At 54.7% G+C, this 17,174-nt stretch carries 18 protein-coding genes; 13 read left to right on the top strand and 5 right to left on the bottom strand.

Annotated elements, in window-relative coordinates; translation table 11 throughout:
- Window positions 1-3: 3 nt before the first annotated feature.
- Both H142_RS0108240 and H142_RS0108235 read right to left on the bottom strand, forming a co-directional pair.
- On the bottom strand, window positions 4-582 hold the full coding sequence (locus tag H142_RS0108240) for a cytochrome b (protein ID WP_017931647.1): 579 nt from the start codon (window positions 580-582) through the stop codon (window positions 4-6).
- Window positions 582-1,280 carry a YceI family protein gene (locus H142_RS0108235; protein ID WP_017931646.1) on the bottom strand — a complete coding sequence of 233 codons (699 nt, stop codon included), beginning with the start codon at window positions 1,278-1,280 and terminating at the stop codon, window positions 582-584. The genes H142_RS0108240 and H142_RS0108235 overlap by 1 nt, the downstream gene beginning before the upstream one ends.
- A gap of 91 nt (window positions 1,281-1,371) precedes the next feature.
- Here H142_RS0108235 and H142_RS0108230 point away from each other — a divergent pair, with 91 nt between their 5' ends.
- Together H142_RS0108230 and mtgA are read left to right on the top strand one after the other, a co-directional pair.
- Window positions 1,372-2,181: a PPK2 family polyphosphate kinase gene (locus H142_RS0108230; protein ID WP_017931645.1), complete on the top strand. Its 810-nt coding sequence runs from the start codon at window positions 1,372-1,374 to the stop codon at window positions 2,179-2,181.
- A 4-nt stretch (window positions 2,182-2,185) separates the two neighbouring features.
- The gene (gene mtgA, locus H142_RS14965) at window positions 2,186-3,226 is read left to right on the top strand and encodes a monofunctional biosynthetic peptidoglycan transglycosylase (RefSeq protein WP_017931644.1); all 1,041 of its coding nucleotides are present in this window, start codon (window positions 2,186-2,188) and stop codon (window positions 3,224-3,226) included.
- Window positions 3,227-3,241: 15 nt separating this feature from the next.
- On the opposite strand, the gene H142_RS0108220 is transcribed toward mtgA, so the two are convergent.
- On the bottom strand, window positions 3,242-4,423 hold the full coding sequence (locus tag H142_RS0108220) for an amino acid aminotransferase (RefSeq protein ID WP_017931643.1): 1,182 nt from the start codon (window positions 4,421-4,423) through the stop codon (window positions 3,242-3,244).
- A 186-nt stretch (window positions 4,424-4,609) separates the two neighbouring features.
- On the opposite strand from H142_RS0108220, the gene H142_RS16290 reads away from it, so the two are divergent.
- The 10 genes from H142_RS16290 to H142_RS0108165 all read left to right on the top strand — a co-directional run bounded on the left by H142_RS16290 (window position 4,610) and on the right by H142_RS0108165 (window position 14,207).
- A complete protein-coding gene (locus H142_RS16290) occupies window positions 4,610-6,352 on the top strand; it encodes an alanine/glycine:cation symporter family protein (RefSeq protein ID WP_017931641.1) in 1,743 nt (580 codons plus the stop codon).
- Window positions 6,352-7,044, top strand: a complete 693-nt coding sequence (locus H142_RS0108205; RefSeq protein ID WP_017931640.1) for a DsbA family oxidoreductase — start codon at window positions 6,352-6,354, stop codon at window positions 7,042-7,044. Before H142_RS16290 ends, H142_RS0108205 begins: the two co-directional genes overlap by 1 nt.
- Before the next feature lie 24 nt (window positions 7,045-7,068).
- Window positions 7,069-7,482, top strand: coding sequence for an MAPEG family protein (locus H142_RS0108200; protein ID WP_017931639.1), 414 nt, complete (start codon window positions 7,069-7,071; stop codon window positions 7,480-7,482).
- 24 nt (window positions 7,483-7,506) lie between these two features.
- Window positions 7,507-8,874, top strand: coding sequence for a TldD/PmbA family protein (locus H142_RS0108195; RefSeq protein WP_017931638.1), 1,368 nt, complete (start codon window positions 7,507-7,509; stop codon window positions 8,872-8,874).
- A gap of 2 nt (window positions 8,875-8,876) precedes the next feature.
- Window positions 8,877-9,683: a 3'(2'),5'-bisphosphate nucleotidase CysQ gene (locus H142_RS0108190; RefSeq protein ID WP_017931637.1), complete on the top strand. Its 807-nt coding sequence runs from the start codon at window positions 8,877-8,879 to the stop codon at window positions 9,681-9,683.
- 90 nt (window positions 9,684-9,773) lie between these two features.
- Entirely contained in the window at window positions 9,774-10,022 is a 249-nt protein-coding gene (locus H142_RS0108185; protein ID WP_017931636.1) for a DUF4170 domain-containing protein, read from the top strand.
- Window positions 10,023-10,046: 24 nt separating this feature from the next.
- On the top strand, window positions 10,047-11,834 hold the full coding sequence (locus tag H142_RS0108180; RefSeq protein ID WP_017931635.1) for an ABC transporter ATP-binding protein: 1,788 nt from the start codon (window positions 10,047-10,049) through the stop codon (window positions 11,832-11,834).
- Between the two features lie 38 nt (window positions 11,835-11,872).
- Window positions 11,873-12,406 (top strand): PaaI family thioesterase, encoded by a 534-nt coding sequence (locus tag H142_RS0108175; protein WP_017931634.1) that lies wholly within the window; start codon window positions 11,873-11,875, stop codon window positions 12,404-12,406.
- A gap of 2 nt (window positions 12,407-12,408) precedes the next feature.
- Window positions 12,409-12,837: a PaaI family thioesterase gene (locus H142_RS0108170; protein WP_017931633.1), complete on the top strand. Its 429-nt coding sequence runs from the start codon at window positions 12,409-12,411 to the stop codon at window positions 12,835-12,837.
- An 8-nt stretch (window positions 12,838-12,845) separates the two neighbouring features.
- Window positions 12,846-14,207, top strand: a complete 1,362-nt coding sequence (locus H142_RS0108165; protein ID WP_017931632.1) for an MATE family efflux transporter — start codon at window positions 12,846-12,848, stop codon at window positions 14,205-14,207.
- On the opposite strand, the gene H142_RS0108160 is transcribed toward H142_RS0108165, so the two are convergent.
- Window positions 14,173-15,231: a quinone-dependent dihydroorotate dehydrogenase gene (locus tag H142_RS0108160; protein ID WP_017931631.1), complete on the bottom strand. Its 1,059-nt coding sequence runs from the start codon at window positions 15,229-15,231 to the stop codon at window positions 14,173-14,175. The genes H142_RS0108165 and H142_RS0108160 overlap by 35 nt on opposite strands.
- 8 nt (window positions 15,232-15,239) lie before the next feature.
- Window positions 15,240-15,641, bottom strand: a complete 402-nt coding sequence (locus tag H142_RS14955; RefSeq protein WP_233341648.1) for a DUF952 domain-containing protein — start codon at window positions 15,639-15,641, stop codon at window positions 15,240-15,242.
- 155 nt (window positions 15,642-15,796) lie between these two features.
- Between H142_RS14955 and amt the strand changes: the two genes are divergently transcribed.
- Window positions 15,797-17,143, top strand: a complete 1,347-nt coding sequence (amt, locus tag H142_RS0108150; protein ID WP_017931629.1) for an ammonium transporter — start codon at window positions 15,797-15,799, stop codon at window positions 17,141-17,143.
- The last annotated feature ends 31 nt before the right edge of the window (window positions 17,144-17,174 follow it).

Raw genomic sequence — 17,174 nt, 5'->3', positions numbered from 1 at the left:
CACTTAATCCTTATTACGGGCTTTCACGAGCGGCAGCATACGCGCGAGGACATTATCTTTATTGATGAAGTGATGTTTCAGCGCCGCCCCGATATGAAGTGCGATCAAGGCAATGGCGGCAAAGGCCATATATTCATGCACCTCGTGCATGATTTCACCGAAATCATTCTGGCCTTCAAAGCCGGGAATTTTGGGCCAGTTGAACACTCCAAAATAGCTGATGGGATTTTTATAGGCGCTGACCATCAACCAGCCCGCCAGCGGGATACCGATGATCAGGACATAAAATAAAATATGCGTCGCTTTGGCCGCCATATGCTCCATGCGACTCATTCCGACGGGTAAAGCCGGCGGACGGTGCGTCAACCGCCATATCAGCCGGGCAATCGACAAAACCAGAACCGTCAGTCCGACGGCCTTATGAAATTGGGTCAGCGAGATACGAAGCTCTGCATGAGTGGCAAAGGACAGATTTGTGAAAAACAGTCCCCCCGCCAATTGCCCGAGAATCAGCAGGGCGATGACCCAATGCAGGATCACCGCCACGCGGGTATAGCGCGGCGCGGTAGGAGTAACGCTCATTAAGTCTTGTTCGAGAATTCAGCTTCGATCATCAGTTCGACATCATCCCCGACAACCGGGACAGCGTAGCCCAAATTCCAATCGGACCGCGTCAATTTACCCGTAGCCGAAAAGCCGATGGTCGGTTCCCCGTCGCGGTTTTCCCCGGCCTTATTAAAGGTTACGTCGAGCGTGACGGGCTTAGTAACGTCTTTCATGGTCAGGTCGCCGGTCAGCGTGCCTGTGACCGGCGTGAGCTGTGTCAACGATGTGCTGCGAAAGGTAATATTGGGATATGCGGCGACATCAAACATATCGGCGCTTTTTAAATGATCGTCGAATTTAGCAACGCCCGAGTCAATCGAGGCCGGGTCAATGTCGACTGTGACAGAACTACCGGTCATGTTTTCCGGATCCAGCGTGATAGTCGCGTCAACATCGTTAAAGCGCAAAAGCGGTTTAGAGTAGCCCATATGCAGGTAAGTAAATACAACATAGCCATGGGTTTTATCCATAACATAATCGCCTGCCGTCAGCATGGATATATCCGGAGCGTCAGCGATTTGCACGTCAGCAACCTTCGCGTCAACAACCTGCGCGTCAACAACTTGTATGTCGGTTTTTTCTACTGTGTCTGCGTCTTGGACTGCGCTGTCACCCTGACAGCCGCTCAGAAGGGCTGCCGAAAAAAATGTGCCGAGTAGAACTTTATAATGCATTGTAGTCTCCATTTTAAATCTTCAGGGGTGACGCGCTTTGATATAATGTGCTTTGATAAAAACCCGCGCAGCCTTATTTCGGATAACACATATGACAGATTACCGCTCAAAATTCATCGTAAGCCCCGGCACTACAGTGTCAATCAAAGACTGCCCGACGCGGGTTTCACTTTTTAGCGATAAAGACGCGGCCAAGGATTCCGCCTTAGACGATGCCAAAACCATTGAGGATCTCGCGCACAAGCTCTACGGCGAGTCGCAGCGCAGTCTTATCCTTGTCCTGCAAGGCATGGACACTTCAGGAAAAGACGGAACAACCTCTGCCGTATTCGCGCGCACCCCGCCGCTTAATGTCTATGTCGCCAGTTTCAAGGCGCCGAGCAAAACCGAGCTAGCGCATGATTATTTATGGCGCGTACATAATGTATGTCCGGCCAATGGCCAAATCGCGGTTTTTAACCGGTCTCATTACGAAGATGTTTTGGTGGTTAAAGTGCGCAAATTTGCAAGTGCCGAAGATATCGAGAAGCGTTACGATCAGATCAATGATTTCGAACGTCTGCTGACCGAAACCGGTAGCACCGTAATAAAGTGTATGCTGCACATGTCTCATAAAACGCAAGGTAAGCGCTTGGCTGAGCGGCTGGAAGAGCCTGACAAGCGGTGGAAGTTTAATCCAGACGATCTTGAAGATCGCAAACTCTGGCCGAAATTTATGACTGCTTACGAGACTATGCTCAATCGCACCAGCACAGCCCATGCGCCGTGGTATGTCATCCCGTCCGACAGCCGCAGCACCCGCAAAGCCATTGTCGCCAATATTGTCCGAAAAACATTAGAGGATATGAATCCCGCCTATCCGGATCCGGGCTACCGCCCAGGCGATTTCGACATTGATTAAGCCTATGCTTACCCGACGCCGCCAATGGCGCGCGGCTAAGCGCATAGCCGCACGCGATTATGCGCTGGCCGATAGGCGCAAGTCTAATCAGTTTGCCCGGCTTTTTCGAAACCTATTTTGGCTTCTGCTCTGGATCGCACTCGCTGTTCATCTCTATCTGCTCGCTCTGCGGTTTGTCCCCGTGCCCTATACCATCAATATGATCCGTGATGAGGGCGTCACCAAGAACTGGATGCCCTTGGAGCGCATTTCGCCGCAAATTGTCTACGCCGTTATCGGGGCAGAAGACTCGCGGTTTTGCAGCCATAACGGTATTGACTGGGACGCGACCAAAGACGCGATGGAGGGCAATCAACAGGGCGAAAAGCGTCGCGGCGCGTCAGGCCTGACGCAGCAAACAGCCAAAAACGTCTTTCTCTGGAATGGCGGTGGTTATGCGCGCAAAGCGGCTGAAGCCTATTTTGCCTATGCCATTGATATTGTCTGGGGCAAACGCCGAGTCATGGAAGTCTATTTAAACGTCGCCGAATGGGGCGATGGATATTACGGCATTGAAGCCGCCAGTCAGGCGCGGTTCGGCAAATCCGCCGCGCAGCTCTCCAGCCGCGAGGCCGCGCTTTTAGCCGCCGTTCTGCCCAGCCCGAATAAATGGCGCGTGGATCCGCCCGGCCCTTATGTCAGTCGCCGGGCGGGTAGCTTGCAACAGCGCGCCGCGGTTGTGCGCAATGAAGGTCTCGCGAAATGTATAGGTCTGGACGCGAAATCCTCGCCCCGTGTTAGCGCCGTTCAGGCCCCGCCTGCGCAAACGCCTGCGCTGAAACCCGCTACGCCGATTGAGCCGCAGGAGACGCAAGATAGCCTTAATATTGACGTGCAATCAGATGAGACGCCGCCGGCGGCCGAGACGCCGGACGTAATATTGGACCCTGCCAATAATAATGACGAAAGCGGGCCCGTCCTTTTGCAATCGCCGCTACCCACGCAGACACAATCGGAGCCCGAGCCGGATATCAAGCCTGACCCTCAGCCTGTTGACCCGCAATAAATACCGATAAAAACGCTAGAAAATATCGAGTATCGCACTGGCCAGACGTTCAATGTCGTCTTGCGCGGCGCCCGCAATATTAATCCTGCCGCTGTCCAGCAGATAGACGCTATGGTCTTTGCGTAGGCGCGCAGCCTGCTCCGGCGTGACGGGAAGCATAGAGAACATGCCCTTTTGCCGCGCCAGCGCCGCGCCCATATCTTCGTGACCTTGAACATCCAGTGCATAGGCCAATGAGCGGCGCAGACCGTTCATCCGCTCGCGCATTTCATTAAGCTCTTTAAGCCATTCAGCGCGCAGCTCATCGTCACCCAAAATATGGGCGACGACGGCCGCGCCGTGATTAGGCGGCATGGAGATCATGCGGCGCATCACGCGCCCCATATGGGATTTGGCAATATCGGCCTGCGCTTTACTTTTGGTTTTTACCGCAATCAAACCGACGCGGTCACGGTACAGACCGAAGTTTTTTGAACATGAGGCGGCGATCAACATTTCGTCTTGTGTTTCGGCCAGCTTGCGCACCCCATAACAATCCTCATCCAAACCGTCACCAAGGCCCAGATAAGCGATATCGACATAAGCGATCAGGCCGTTAGCGGTTAAAATATCAGCCAGACTGTCCCATTGGTCAGGTGAAAGGTCCGCCCCTGTCGGATTATGACAGCAGCCATGAAGGATAATGACGTCACCGGCTTTTGGGACGGTCGACAAGAATTCGCTCATCGCGGCAAAATTAACGTCCAGTTCTGCCCTGTCATAATAGGGATAGCTTTTCATTTCGATGCCGGCAGAGCCGATCAGCGGCGTATGGTTGCCCCAAGTCGGAGTCGGCACATAAACAACCGCGCTGTCGCTGGCGCGCTTAATAAGTTCTGCGCCGATCCGCAGGGCTCCGGAGCCGCCCGCGCCCTGACATGTCGCGAAATGCGATGTATCAATATCGCCCAAAACAAGAGTCAAAAGCGCCGTATTAAACGCTTCCAATCCGGTCGTGCTGACATATTTTTTGGTTGTTTCAAGCCCGGCATAAGCAAATTCAGCAGCTTTGACGGCCCGCATCACGGGGGTATGTCCGGCCTCATCTTTATATATACCCACACCCAGATCAATTTTGTCGGCGCGCTTATCGGCGGCAGCGGCGGTGCTGATCGACAGAATCGGATCATCGGGCATCGCAGTTAAGACATCAAACATAGTAAAAACCTTAGCTAAAAGTACTGCCCGCTCTTATGCGTTTTGCGCGCGGGATAAAAGCCGTGATTGTGCATAGCGCGCAATTAGCCTTTGCAATCGACGAACAGACCCCTAAAACAAGCCAAATTTTGATAGCACGCCCAAATATAAACTGATGCCGCGTAGCTAATCCTAGGGGAAGTATAAATGGAATCGTTTGAAAATATTCTTGCGTCGATCGAGAGTCTCATATGGGAAACGTCGATAGCTAATCTTTTTTGGGAAAATGCGGCGCAGGCTCCCGTAATATTGCAATTCCCGTTTATCGTTATGCTTCTGTTGGGCACGGGCCTGTATTTGACCGTAAGGCTGCGCTTTATGCCGATCTGGGGCATCCCCAAAGGCTTTGCCATGCTCTGGAAGGGCCGTAAAGCCGAAACCGAAGAAGGTGAAGTCACGCCTTTTGCGGCTCTGGCCACAGCGCTCTCCTCAACTGTCGGTACCGGCAATATTGCCGGCGTCGCCACCGCCATCGCTATCGGCGGACCGGGCGCAATTTTTTGGATGTGGATGACCGCTTTAGTCGGTATGGCGACGAAATATTCCGAAAGCCTGCTGGCTGTACGGTACCGCGAAGTCGACACGGATGGTACCTATAAAGGCGGCCCGATGTATTACATCAAAAACGGTCTTGGCCCAAAATGGAAATGGCTGGCCATCCTGTTCTGCGTGGGCGCGCTGGCCTCTGCGGCAGGCGCCGGTAATATGGCGCAGGGCAATTCTATTGCCGAAGTTATGCGCACATCATTTGGAATACCCAATCTTGTAACCGGCCTAATTCTGGCCAGTGCAGCTTTTGCTATTATTATTGGCGGCATTAAATCGATTGGCCGCGTTGCGTCCAAACTGGTTCCCTTTATGGGCGTCGGTTACGTGCTTATCGCAATTGTAATTCTGGCTATGAATATTGACGGCGTTCCGGCCGCGTTCGGAGCTATTTTCGACAACGCCTTTAGCGGCCGCGCCGCCGCAGGCGGATTTATCGGCGCAACTATTGCGCAGGCGATCTCCTTCGGTGTTAATCGCGGTCTGTTCTCTAATGAGGCGGGCCAAGGCTCTGCGCCTATCGCTCACGCGGCGGCCCAGACCAAAGACCCCGTCCAGCAGGCCACGATTGCCATGCTCGGGACATTTATCGACACGATCGTAATTTGTACGATGACAGCTTTGATTATTCTATCTGTTACGGGAAATTACAAATATAGCGCGGCAGCAACGCAAATGAAGTTCTGCGAGACAGCCAATATTACCAGCTTCTCAAATGACGAGATAGCGGTCGCAAAATTCAAAATTGTCGATTTCGAAGCGCTGAGCGCCGCGGCGCAGGCCGAGCAAATCGTGCAACGTCAAACGATAACCGAGAAGTTGCAGCAATGCGAAGCCGCTGCTCCTGAAGGGTTTGTATTTGACGACAGAGCCTATGCGGCCATGTCCGATTTTACCAAACTCGACACGGATTATGCGTGGAAATCAGATAGCGAAAGCTCGTCCATTACCGCCGCCGCATTCGAAGCCGGCATTCCTTACGGAAAGTACTTCATTGCCATCTCGTTGCTTGTTTTTGCCTTCACGACGATTTTGGGCTGGAGCTATTATGGCGAACGCTCTATCGCCTATCTGGCGGGCGAGAAGTCGGTTCTGCCGTTCCGCATTATCTGGTGCTTAATCGTCTTTGCAGGCGCGGTTCTTCCGGTTCAGGCTGTGTGGACAATTGGCGGCATTGGGAACGGGATTATGGCAACGCCGAACCTGATCGCAGTTCTTCTGCTCTCAGGCATTGTCATATCGATCTCGCGCGGCGGAAAATATAAGCGCAAGCCCGAGCCTCATGACGAAAGCGCTCATGCGCGCGGTGAACATGATGTTGAGCATGGCGGGTTGAACGATTAATGGTGAAATCCAGAGCCAAGCGTAGCGGGCCGGACAGTATTCAGGTCGATATGGTCAGCGATATTGTCTGTCCGTGGTGCTGGCTTGGCAAACGCTATTTCGACCAAGCCGTTCAGAAAAACGGCGCGAAGGTGAATGTCACCTATCGCCCTTACATGCTCGATCCGACCGTGCCCAAAGACGGCCTGCCGTATCGCGACTATATGAAATCTAAATTCGGCGATAAGCCGGATAACAGGTTTAGCGCCATGCGCGAGCAATTGGAAAAATCCGCGCCCGACGCCGGAATTCATTTTCGGTTTTCCGAGCTGACTGTTCGTCCCAATACGATGCGCGCCCATTGCTTGATCCGCTGGGCGCAAGGGCAGAGTCCGAATAAGGGCGGGCATGTTAAAGAGGCTTTGTTCAAAGCCTATTTTGACGAGTTGCGCGATATCGGCGATATTGACGTTTTATGCGACATTGCGAAAGCCAATGATATGGACGCCGCTCTGGTGCGCGAGCTTCTGATTGAGGGTCGTGACGTTAAAGATGTGGCCGAAGAAATGGCATTTTTCAGAGGACTGGGCATAAGCGGCGTGCCGACATTTATCTATAATGGGCAATTTGCTGTTCAAGGCGCGCAGCCTGTCGCCGCACATATACAAGCTATCGCGCAAGCCGCCGAAATGCCCGCACAAGACGATGAATAATATAATAATGATCGGGGAGATATTATGACCGGACTTTCAATTGTTGGCTTTTGGGCTTCGCTTATTTTGCTCATGCATATTTTCATGACCTTGCGTGTCGGCAGCGTCCGCGTAAAAAATAAAATCTCTCTTGGCGATGGCGGCAATCCGGATCTTTTGGCCCGTATTCGCGCCCACGGCAATTTCATTGAAATCGTGCCCCTGCCGCTTATCGGACTTGTCTTGCTGGTCTTATTAAGCGCTCATGATTACGCCCTGCACGGCTTTGGCGCGCTCTTGCTCCTTGGCCGCATCTTTCATCTGATCGGTATGGGCGGCAAACATAATGCCGGAAAAGCCCGCCCAATCGGCATGCTCATGAGCCTGTTCGCCATTTTAGGGATCGCGCTTTACCTGCTATTTTTGGCTGTAACATCAGGCGGTAACTTGCCCGCATAAGCTTAGCGGTCTAAGCCCGCGGCCATGAGTCAATCTGAACATTCCGACGCGCCGTCCCCCGAGGGCCTAAGCGCCGATCTAAACGCCCTGCTGTCGCATGCCAAACGCTTTGGCGCGAGCAGCGCTGACGCCATCGCCACGCATGGGCAGTCTCTATCCGTTTCCGTCAAAGGCGGCGCGATCGAGGATGTCGACAGCAGTGAAGGCCGCGATATCGGCCTGCGCGTCATGATCGGCAAGCGCATGGCCTGCGTTTCCTCATCAGATAGCTCGCCCGCCTCGCTCGAGCGGTTGGCGCAGCGCGCCGTGGCCATGGCCAAGCTCGCTCCGGAAGATCCCTATTGCGCCCTGCCTGACCCTGATCTCTTGGCACAGCGCGTCATAGATCTGGATATTTTTGACCACACCGCGCCGGATATTAAGGCCCTGCAGGACACTGCCCGCGAAGTCGAGGCCGCGGCCTGCGCCGTTGCCAAAGTGCAGCAGGCCGAAGGCGCGTCCGCCTCAACCAGCGCTGCAGCCCTGTTTTATGCCAGCTCCGATGGGTTTGCCCGCGGCTATCGCAGCACGCGGCATGGCCGTTCGGTCGCCGCGATTGCCAGTGACGCAGACGGCATGGAGCGCGATTATGATATGAGCAGCGCCCGCCATAGCGAAGATTTACGCAGCGCTGCGGAAGTCGGCCGCAAAGCCGGCATGCGCGCGAGCGCCCGTCTTGGCGGGACGCAGGTACCATCGGGGAAAATGCCGGTTATCTTTGACCGCCGCATTTCCGGCTCGCTTTTATCCGCGCTGGCCGGCGCGATTAGCGGCCCCGCCATCACGCGCGGCACATCATTTTTACGCGACAAACGGGGCGAGACCCTTTTTGGTGACAGCATACACATCACCGATGACCCTTTTATGCCGCGCGGTCTGGGCTCCCGTCCATTTGACGGCGAAGGCCTCCCGGGACAGAAACATAAAATTATTGACGGCGGCGTCTTAACAACGTGGATGCTCAATACATCCTCGGGACTGCAGCTTGGCCTGCCGTCCACCGGACATGCCTTTCGCTCTATTGGCGGCGCGCCGGGCGTGGGCAGCACCAATTTTGTTATGGCCGCAGGGAGGCGCAACGTCGACGCCATCATGGCCGATATCGGCGCAGGCGTGCTGATTACTGAAATGTTCGGCCCGTCGCTGAACAGCAATACGGGCGATTACAGTGTTGGCGTCTCCGGGTATAAAATTGAAAACGGCGCGCGCGGGGCGGCCGTACGCGAAATCACCGTCGCCGGAAATCTTCTGGAGATATTCCGCGTACTGGAGCCTGCTGATGATCTGATTATTGAGAGCTCGACCACCGCGCCCAGCCTGCTGCTCGGCGATATGACTGTTGCGGGCGGCTAGCTTTGAGCATCAATAAAGACGATTGTGCGCTATTGGTTAAAATGGCCAAAGACGCCGGCAAAATTGCCAAAGCGCATTACGATCTGAACGCCTCGGCGATTTGGAATAAGAGCAATAATTCGCCTGTCACTGACGCCGATATTGCAGTGAATTCGTTTTTGCTTACGGCGTTGATGGCCGCGCGTCCCGATTATGGTTGGCTGTCAGAAGAAACCAAAGATGACGGGTCGCGGCGCACGGCAAAACGCGTCTTCGTTGTCGACCCGATCGACGGCACGCGAGCCTTTATAAAACGCCGTCCGGATTTTGTCGTCTCGCTCGCGGTCATAACCAAAGACGGCCCTGTCGCAGGCGCGCTATATAACCCGCTCACCGAAGAGCTGTTCGAGGCGTATGAAGGCGGCGGCGCAAAATATAATGGCGCGCCGATCTCTGTGTCGGACTGCGAAGGCATATCAGGGTGCAAAATGATCGGCTATGATTTCAAATTCACAGCGAAAAAATGGCCGTCTATGATTTGTGAGGCCCGCAATTCCATGGCCTACCGTATTGGCTTGGTTGCGGCAGGGAAAGCTGATGCCACAGTCGCCTTTACGCCCAAATCGGACTGGGATTTGGCCGCAGCTGAGGTCATCGCGCGGGAAGCGGGCGCCGTTATCACTGATATTGACGGAATGCCGCTGCAATATAACCATGACACCACAGAAAATTCAGGCGTCATTTGCGCTGGCCCGCGGCTGTATCCTAAGCTATTACAACAGGTGAAAACGGGCATGGGCAATATTGCTCCTCCCAGTCCGCGCGACTAGCGCATAAAACGACCGCGCGACTAGCGCATAAAACGACCGCGCGACTAGCGCATAAAATGACCGCGCGAACAAAGTAGACCAGAGGCCTAAATGACTGAAAAATTCAAACCGACCCAGCTTTTACATCTCGTCATTGGCGGCGAACTGATCGATCCCATGAAGACCGAATTCCGTGATCTGAAACAAGTTGAATTTGTCGGCGCTTTTCCAGATTATAGAAGCGCCAAAGATGCATGGCGTTCCGCCGCGCAGCGCACAGTCGATAATGCCCATATGCGCTTTTTTGTACTGCACGCCCATGCCCTCATTGATCCGGATATGGACGGCGTGATCGGCTAGAGCTGTTCACGCCATACAGCTCTGATGAGCATATCCACCACACCATTTGAAACAACATCTGACCGCGCTATGATTGCGCGGCTTTGGCGCGGGTATGTCAGCAAGCATATCAGCACATTACTGCTCGCATTTTTGTTTATGGCAATTTTGGCGGCGACGCAGGCGGGCTATGTCTTCCTCATTTCGCAGGCAGGTCAATTTTTAGAAGGTTTGGATAAGCCTGCCAGTGCTGAGCAAAAAGCCTACACTGCGGCCTTAATGATCGGTCCGTTGGTCATCGGTATTACCGTCGTCGCTGCAGCGTCAATGTATATTCAGAACATCTTGACCAACAAAATTGCTTTATCAACGATACGAGACCTGCAAGTCGATATGTTCAGTTCGGCGCAGCGCGCAGACTATGCGCTGTTTACACGCGAAGGCAGCGGCGGATTAGTCTCCCGCTTTGTAAATGACATAACAATTTTGACGGGCGCATTACTGCGCACAATGAATAATCTGGGCCGGGACTTGCTCACGGTAATTGCCGTAATTTGTGCAATGCTATTTACAGACTGGCTTTTAACCATATTAGTTTTAATCATTTACCCTTTGATCATTATCCCACTTGTTAACCTAAGCCGCACGCTTCGTGGCAATTCCACGGACGCACAGAGTCAGGTCGGATTGATTACAGAACAATTATCCGAAAGCTTCGCCGGCGCACGTCTTGTTAAAACTTACGGGCTGGAGGGCGCGCAAGATAAGCGGCTTGAGAAAAGTTTTACTGAGCGGTTTCGCCTCTATTTGAAATTGGTCACAAACCAAGCGCGCGTTGACCCGATGATGGAAATCATCGGTGGCATTGCTATTGTCGGATTGATCATTGCGGGCGTTTGGCGTGTTACGTCCGGCGCGGTAACAGGGTGGGATGTTGCAGCAATCCTCGCCAGTCTCGCCCTACTTGCGCCAAAACTCCGCGCCTTAGGGACGCTTAATAATGTCGTTCAAGAAGGCCTTGCCTCGCTGGCACGCATCTTTGAATTAATTGACCAAAAGCCTATGATCATCGACGCGCCGAATGCAAAACCGCTGACCGTCACAAAGGGAAATGTCGACTTTAAGACTGTTGGCTTTGCCTATGAAAACGGCGAAGGTCCGGCCTTATCGGGCATAACGTTATCGGCAAAAGGCGGGCAGACGGTCGCCTTTGTCGGGCCGTCCGGGGGTGGCAAGACGACTTTGCTCAATCTGCTGCCGCGCCTGTTTGACGCCGCGTCCGGCACGATCACAATTGACGGTCAGGATATTCGCGGCGTGACGCTGGAGACGCTGCGCAGCAACATCGCGCTGGTCTCTCAGGATGTGACCTTATTTGATGACACCGTTGCCGCCAATATTGGCTTTGGCCGCACTGGCGCCAGCCGCGAAGATATTACCGCCGCAGCCAAACAGGCGGCGGCTCACGACTTTATTACCGCGCTTCCCGATGGCTATGATACCAAAGTCGGACCGGGCGGCGCGCGCCTATCCGGCGGACAGCGCCAGCGTATTGCCATTGCCCGCGCCATTGTCCGGGACGCGCCGATCCTCTTACTGGACGAGGCGACCAGCGCACTGGACGCACAGAGCGAGGCGCAAATCCAAGAGGCGCTGGACAGGCTGTCAGCCGGACGTACCAGCTTTGTTATCGCCCATCGTCTGTCGACGGTGCGCAATGCTGATCAGATCATCGTTCTGGATGGCGGCACAATCCTAGAACGCGGCACACATGACAGCTTGATGGATGGCGGCGGAATTTACGCGCAATTAGCGGCGCTACAATTATCGTAAAGCTTTGCAAATACCGCGCGGGGCATTAGACCTCCCCCATGACCGACTCACCAAAATTCGATATTGAAGAGCGTCGCAAAAAGCTCTGGACCATTGCGCCCATGTTTACCGAAGGCACGCCGCACGGCGTAGCGCTTGGCCTGAAATTCGTGGCCGTGGATATTGGCCGCGCCACGATTAGCCTTCCGTATAATGCCAAATTAATTGGTGACGCGGAAACCCGCGTCATGTTTGGCGGCGCCGTCACGGCTCTGCTTGATCAGGCTTGCGGTCTTGCCGCCCTCTCTGCACTGGACAAGCTCGACGCCTTGGCGACGCTGGATTTGCGTATTGATTATATGCGCGCGGCCACTCCCGGCGAAACCATTATTGCCGAGGCGCATTGCTATAAGGCCACACGCGATATCGCCTTTGTCCGCGCTATTGCCCATGACGGGGACAGCGAAGACCCCGTTGCCAGCGCGCAAGCCATATTTATGCAGATTAAATCCGGCTCCAATGATTACGAAGCCGACCGCATAAAGGCGTCCGAAAACATTGCCGCTGCAGGCGGCGGAATGGCGAGGGAATAAGTATGACCACGCATGATTTCACTGAAGCCCAAGTTAAATCCGTATTATCCCGCATACCTTACGCCAAATTGATCGGGGTCAAACCGCTCCTCATGGGGCATGAACTGACGCTGGTCATGCCCTATTCCCAGACTGTGATCGGAAATCCGGTCCTGCCTGCATTGCACGGCGGTGCTGTATCAGCCTTTATGGAACTTGCCGCGATTTTGCAGCTCACCTTGCAATGCGGCTATTCCAAACTGCCCAAGCCGGTAGGGGTTAATATTGATTATTTACGGCGCGGCAAACCGATGGATACTTATGCGCGTGCATTGGTCGCCCGCGAAGGCAAGCGCGTCGCCAATGTGCGCGTGCGCGCGTGGCAGGAGAGCTTTAACGAGCCGATTTCGCTGCTGCACGGTCACTTCATGGCCCCGCGCAAAGACGGCTAGGCAGGGCTGTGGTTTCCGCACGCCTGACGCCGCGCGCGGTCTTCATGCAAAGCTGGCCGATTATGCTGGCCAATGCGGCCGGACCTGTGGTCGGTTTTGTCGATACGCTCATCATCGGCCGCTACGCCGGAACGGCCGCGCTGGCGGGTATCGGGCTGGGCGCGGTTATTTACGGCATTGTTTATTGGGGCTTTGGGTTTTTGCGCATGAGCACGGCGGGCCTCGCCGCGCAATCTGACGGACAAGGTGATGAGCGCGCCGTTCAGGCCCACGCCATTCGCGCCGTGCCTATAGGTTTGCTGATCGGCACGTTAGTCCTCATATTCCACGTTCCGCTACTGGCCGGTGCGTTCAAGATTTACACAGCCCAGAGCGGTATCGAACAAAGTGCAGGCACCTATATCAGCGCGCGTCTTTGGGGGCTTCCGGCCACGCTCGGCACTATCGCGCTGATGGGCTGGTTTGTCGGTATTAGCCGCAGTCAGCGGGCGCTACAGCTCTCTATCGTTCTCAATATTGTCAATATCATCCTGTCGCCTATATTCGTTGTCGGGTTGGGATGGGGGCTGTGGGGCGTCGGGCTCGGCTCGGCGATTGCTGAATGGTGTGGTTTATTCGCAGGGCTGTATTTCGCAGCGCGGGAGATCAAATCACGCGGGGGATTTCGCGCGGGCGCGCTGACAAAATCCGTACTGCTTAACCCGTATGACCTGCGCCGCCTTGGCGTCTCCAACGGCAATATATTTATCCGCACACTCGCGCTGACTTTCGGGTTCAATTTCTTTGGCAATGCCGCCGCCAGCGAAGGTGAAGTCTTCCTCGCGGGCAATCATATCCTGCTGCAATTCATCACCCTGTCTGCGCTCGTGCTGGACGGCTTCGCGCATACCGCAGAAGCCGCCGTCGGCAAAGCCTTTGGCTCGGGGCGGCGCGAGGCCTTTGATCGCGCCGTCAAATTAACCAGTTATTTTTCCGCCGGATTTGCAGTTTTGGGCGGCGCAATTGTTATCATTGGCGGACCGTTTTTAATCGCGGCGCTGTCGCGCGATCCGGCGGTTATCAACAGCGCCATGACCTTCCTGCCCTATTGCGCGCTCGCGCCTATTGTCGGCTTTGCCGCCTATCAACTGGACGGTATTTTCATCGGTGCAACGGCCACAAAGCAAATGCGTAATGCGGGCATTGCCGCCGTTATCATCTATGTCGGCCTGCATTATCTGCTTCAATATGGTCTAGGGCAGACCCTTTCAGGACACGCCATATGGCTGGCTTTTCTGGGTTATTACATCGCCCGCGCCGTCACGCTGATGGCCTATTATCCGGGGGTGAAAACCGCTATGTCGTCCCCACAGCTTCGGTCACGCTCTTAAAGCCGTCCGCCTTAAGGCGCGCGGCAAGGTCGTCGCAGATTTGCGACACAAGACCCGGACCTTCAAATACCAATGCTGAGTAAAGCTGCACAGCGCTCGCGCCCGCGCGGATTTTAGCATATGCATCGGCCCCGCTGGAAATGCCGCCGACGCCAATGAGCGGAATACGCCCCGCGCTGGCCGCGGCGAATTCTTTGAGCATAAAGTCGGCGCGTTTTTTGAGCGGCGCGCCGGACAGACCCCCGCCCTCGCTGCGGTGTTCGCTTTTAAGTCCGTCAGGGCGCGAAATAGTCGTATTGGACACAATAATTGCCGATATGCCGTAAAGCCGTGCTTGCTGCACAATGCGCTCGGCGGCGCTGTTATCCAGATCGGGTGAAACCTTTAAAAAGACAGGGGCAGATTTATGATCTCCGGCTAGATTTTGCCGGGCTTCTTGAAAACGGCCCAGCAGATCTTCCATTGCGGTTTCGCCCTGTAAGTCCCGAAGGCCGGGCGTGTTAGGCGAAGAAATATTGATGGTGAAATAATCGGCGAGGCCCCAAAGCCGCGTTAGCCCGTCAATATAATCCTGCGCGCGGTCCACGCTGTCTTTATTCGCACCGAGATTGGCACCGACAATGCCGCCTCGGCCATGACGCGCGGCAAACTTATCCGCGAAATTTTCCAGTCCATCATTATTAAAGCCCATGCGGTTTATCACCGCCTTGTCTTCGGTCAGGCGGAACAGGCGCGGCTTGGAATTGCCCTCCTGCGGGCGCGGCGTAACCGTGCCGCATTCAACAAACCCAAATCCAGTGCGCAACATAGCGTCGGGAACCAGCGCGTCTTTGTCAAAACCCGCCGCAAGCCCGACAGGGTTCGGCAGAGAAAGCCCGCATAAATTCGTCGCCAGAATAGCATGACGCGCGGGGTCAGATGCCGGCGCCAGCCCTCGCGCTGCGGCAGCGAGACCGAATTTATGCGCAGCTTCTGCCGGAAGAGACCGGGCAAAACGCATGCCCGCATCGTAAAAGAGGCTCATATATTGTCCTAATAGCTTGGGGGAAAGATAAGAGACCCGCCCGCCCGTTCCAAGTCGTAAACCTGCTCAACATGTTTCATATCTAATGCCCCGTAATAATGCGGAAAATCTTGCCATCCGCGCGAGACTTCCCATTTCAGATGATCGGCCAAAGCCGATGTTTTAAACCGTAAAAGCACGGCGTCTTCATCGCCCGAAAAATGCTTCGCGGCGGTCTCTTCCACCTGATCCGGTCCGGAGAGATGGATATATCCATCCGCCAGATCAATCGGCGCACCGTCAAACCCGCCGTCTTTTTGCATTCGCGACCACTGGGAGGGCCAGAGCAATTTGTAAATAAATTGAGGGCGGTTTTTCATCATCACAGTCCCTAATCTTATGCGCCACAGACCGCAATTAGTGATTCCCATATCTGCGTGCACATAAGACCGCCATATGAGCCGATTGCGGCACAGAAATGAGGCGCGGCCCCGACGGCGCGGCATTTGTATCGCCCTGTCATAGAGTGCGCCGCCCCGCCGCGTCTACATAGCCGTTCATATCATTGCCCAACAGGGAGAGACTTATGCGCGGCATGAAATTACTCATTACAGGCGGCTTAATCGCCGGATTATCCGGCGTAGCGGCGGCGCAGGACGCCTCGCTCGCCGATCAGGTTGCGGCTAATGCCGCCAATACAAGCTTTGTATTCAACACACTCCTTTTCCTGATTGGCGGCTTCCTCGTCATGTGGATGGCGGCGGGCTTTGCCATGTTAGAGGCGGGTCTTGTCCGCTCCAAAAATGTGTCCATGCAGTGCCTTAAAAATATTATGCTTTATTCCGTGGCCGGGATCATGTTTTGGGCGGTTGGCTATAACCTGATGTATACCGGCGTGGATGGCGGCTTTATGGGCAGCTTTGGCTTTGGCTATGACTGGCCGGCTGCAGGCGGCTCTGAAGGCGGAGATTATTCTGTGGCTTCAGACTGGTTTTTCCAGATGGTCTTCTGCGCCACGACCGCGTCTATCGTCTCCGGTACATTGGCCGAGCGCATTAAATTTTGGCCCTTCATCGTCTTTGTCGTGCTGTTGACCGGTATTTTATACCCGATCACAGGCTCTTGGCAGTGGGGCGCAGGCTGGCTCTCCGAAGCCGGGTTCTCCGACTTCGCCGGTTCTACGCTAGTTCACTCGGTTGGCGGCTGGGCGGCTCTCGCAGGCGCAATCCTGCTGGGGGCGCGCCATGGCAAATATGTCGATGGCAAGACCGTTCCTATGCTGGGCAGCTCTGTTCCGCTGGCGACATTGGGCACATTCATTCTATGGCTGGGTTGGTTTGGCTTTAACGGCGGCTCACAGCTCGCTATGGGCACAATCAGCGACGCGGCAGATGTGTCTAAGATTTTCGCCAATACCAATCTCGCAGCCGCAGGAGGCGTTGTTGTTGCGGTGATCCTGACACAGCTGATTTACAAAAAGATCGACGTGACCATGGCACTCAACGGCGCGCTGGCAGGTCTGGTGGCCATCACCGCCGAACCGCTTGCGCCTTCGGCACTGTCTTCGATCATTATCGGCGGTGTTGGCGGCCTGATCGTAGTCTTCACAGTTCCGCTTCTGGATAAGCTGAAAATCGACGATGTTGTCGGCGCTATTCCGGTTCATCTATTTGCCGGCATCTTCGGCACATTGGTCGTTGCACTCAATACGCAGACCGAGATTTCCGAAGGCGTATCACGCACTGTGATGCAGCAGCTAGGCGTCCAAGCGATGGGCATTGCCGCGATCGGCGCGTTCATCTTCATTCTCAGCTTTGCCATATGGGCTGCGATGAAATTTACATTCGGTATTCGCGTCAGCGAAGACGCCGAATATGTCGGACTGGATCAAGCCGAAGTCGGCATCCCGGCTTATCCTGAATTTGTGGGGTAACCTCTAAGCCCTTGGCGGGCCTCACCGAAAC

Source organism: Robiginitomaculum antarcticum DSM 21748 (assembly GCF_000365025.1).
GTDB lineage: Bacteria > Pseudomonadota > Alphaproteobacteria > Caulobacterales > Maricaulaceae > Robiginitomaculum > Robiginitomaculum antarcticum.
Note: the sequence above shows the minus strand (reverse complement) of the source record. Positions and strands in the feature narration are given on the sequence as shown.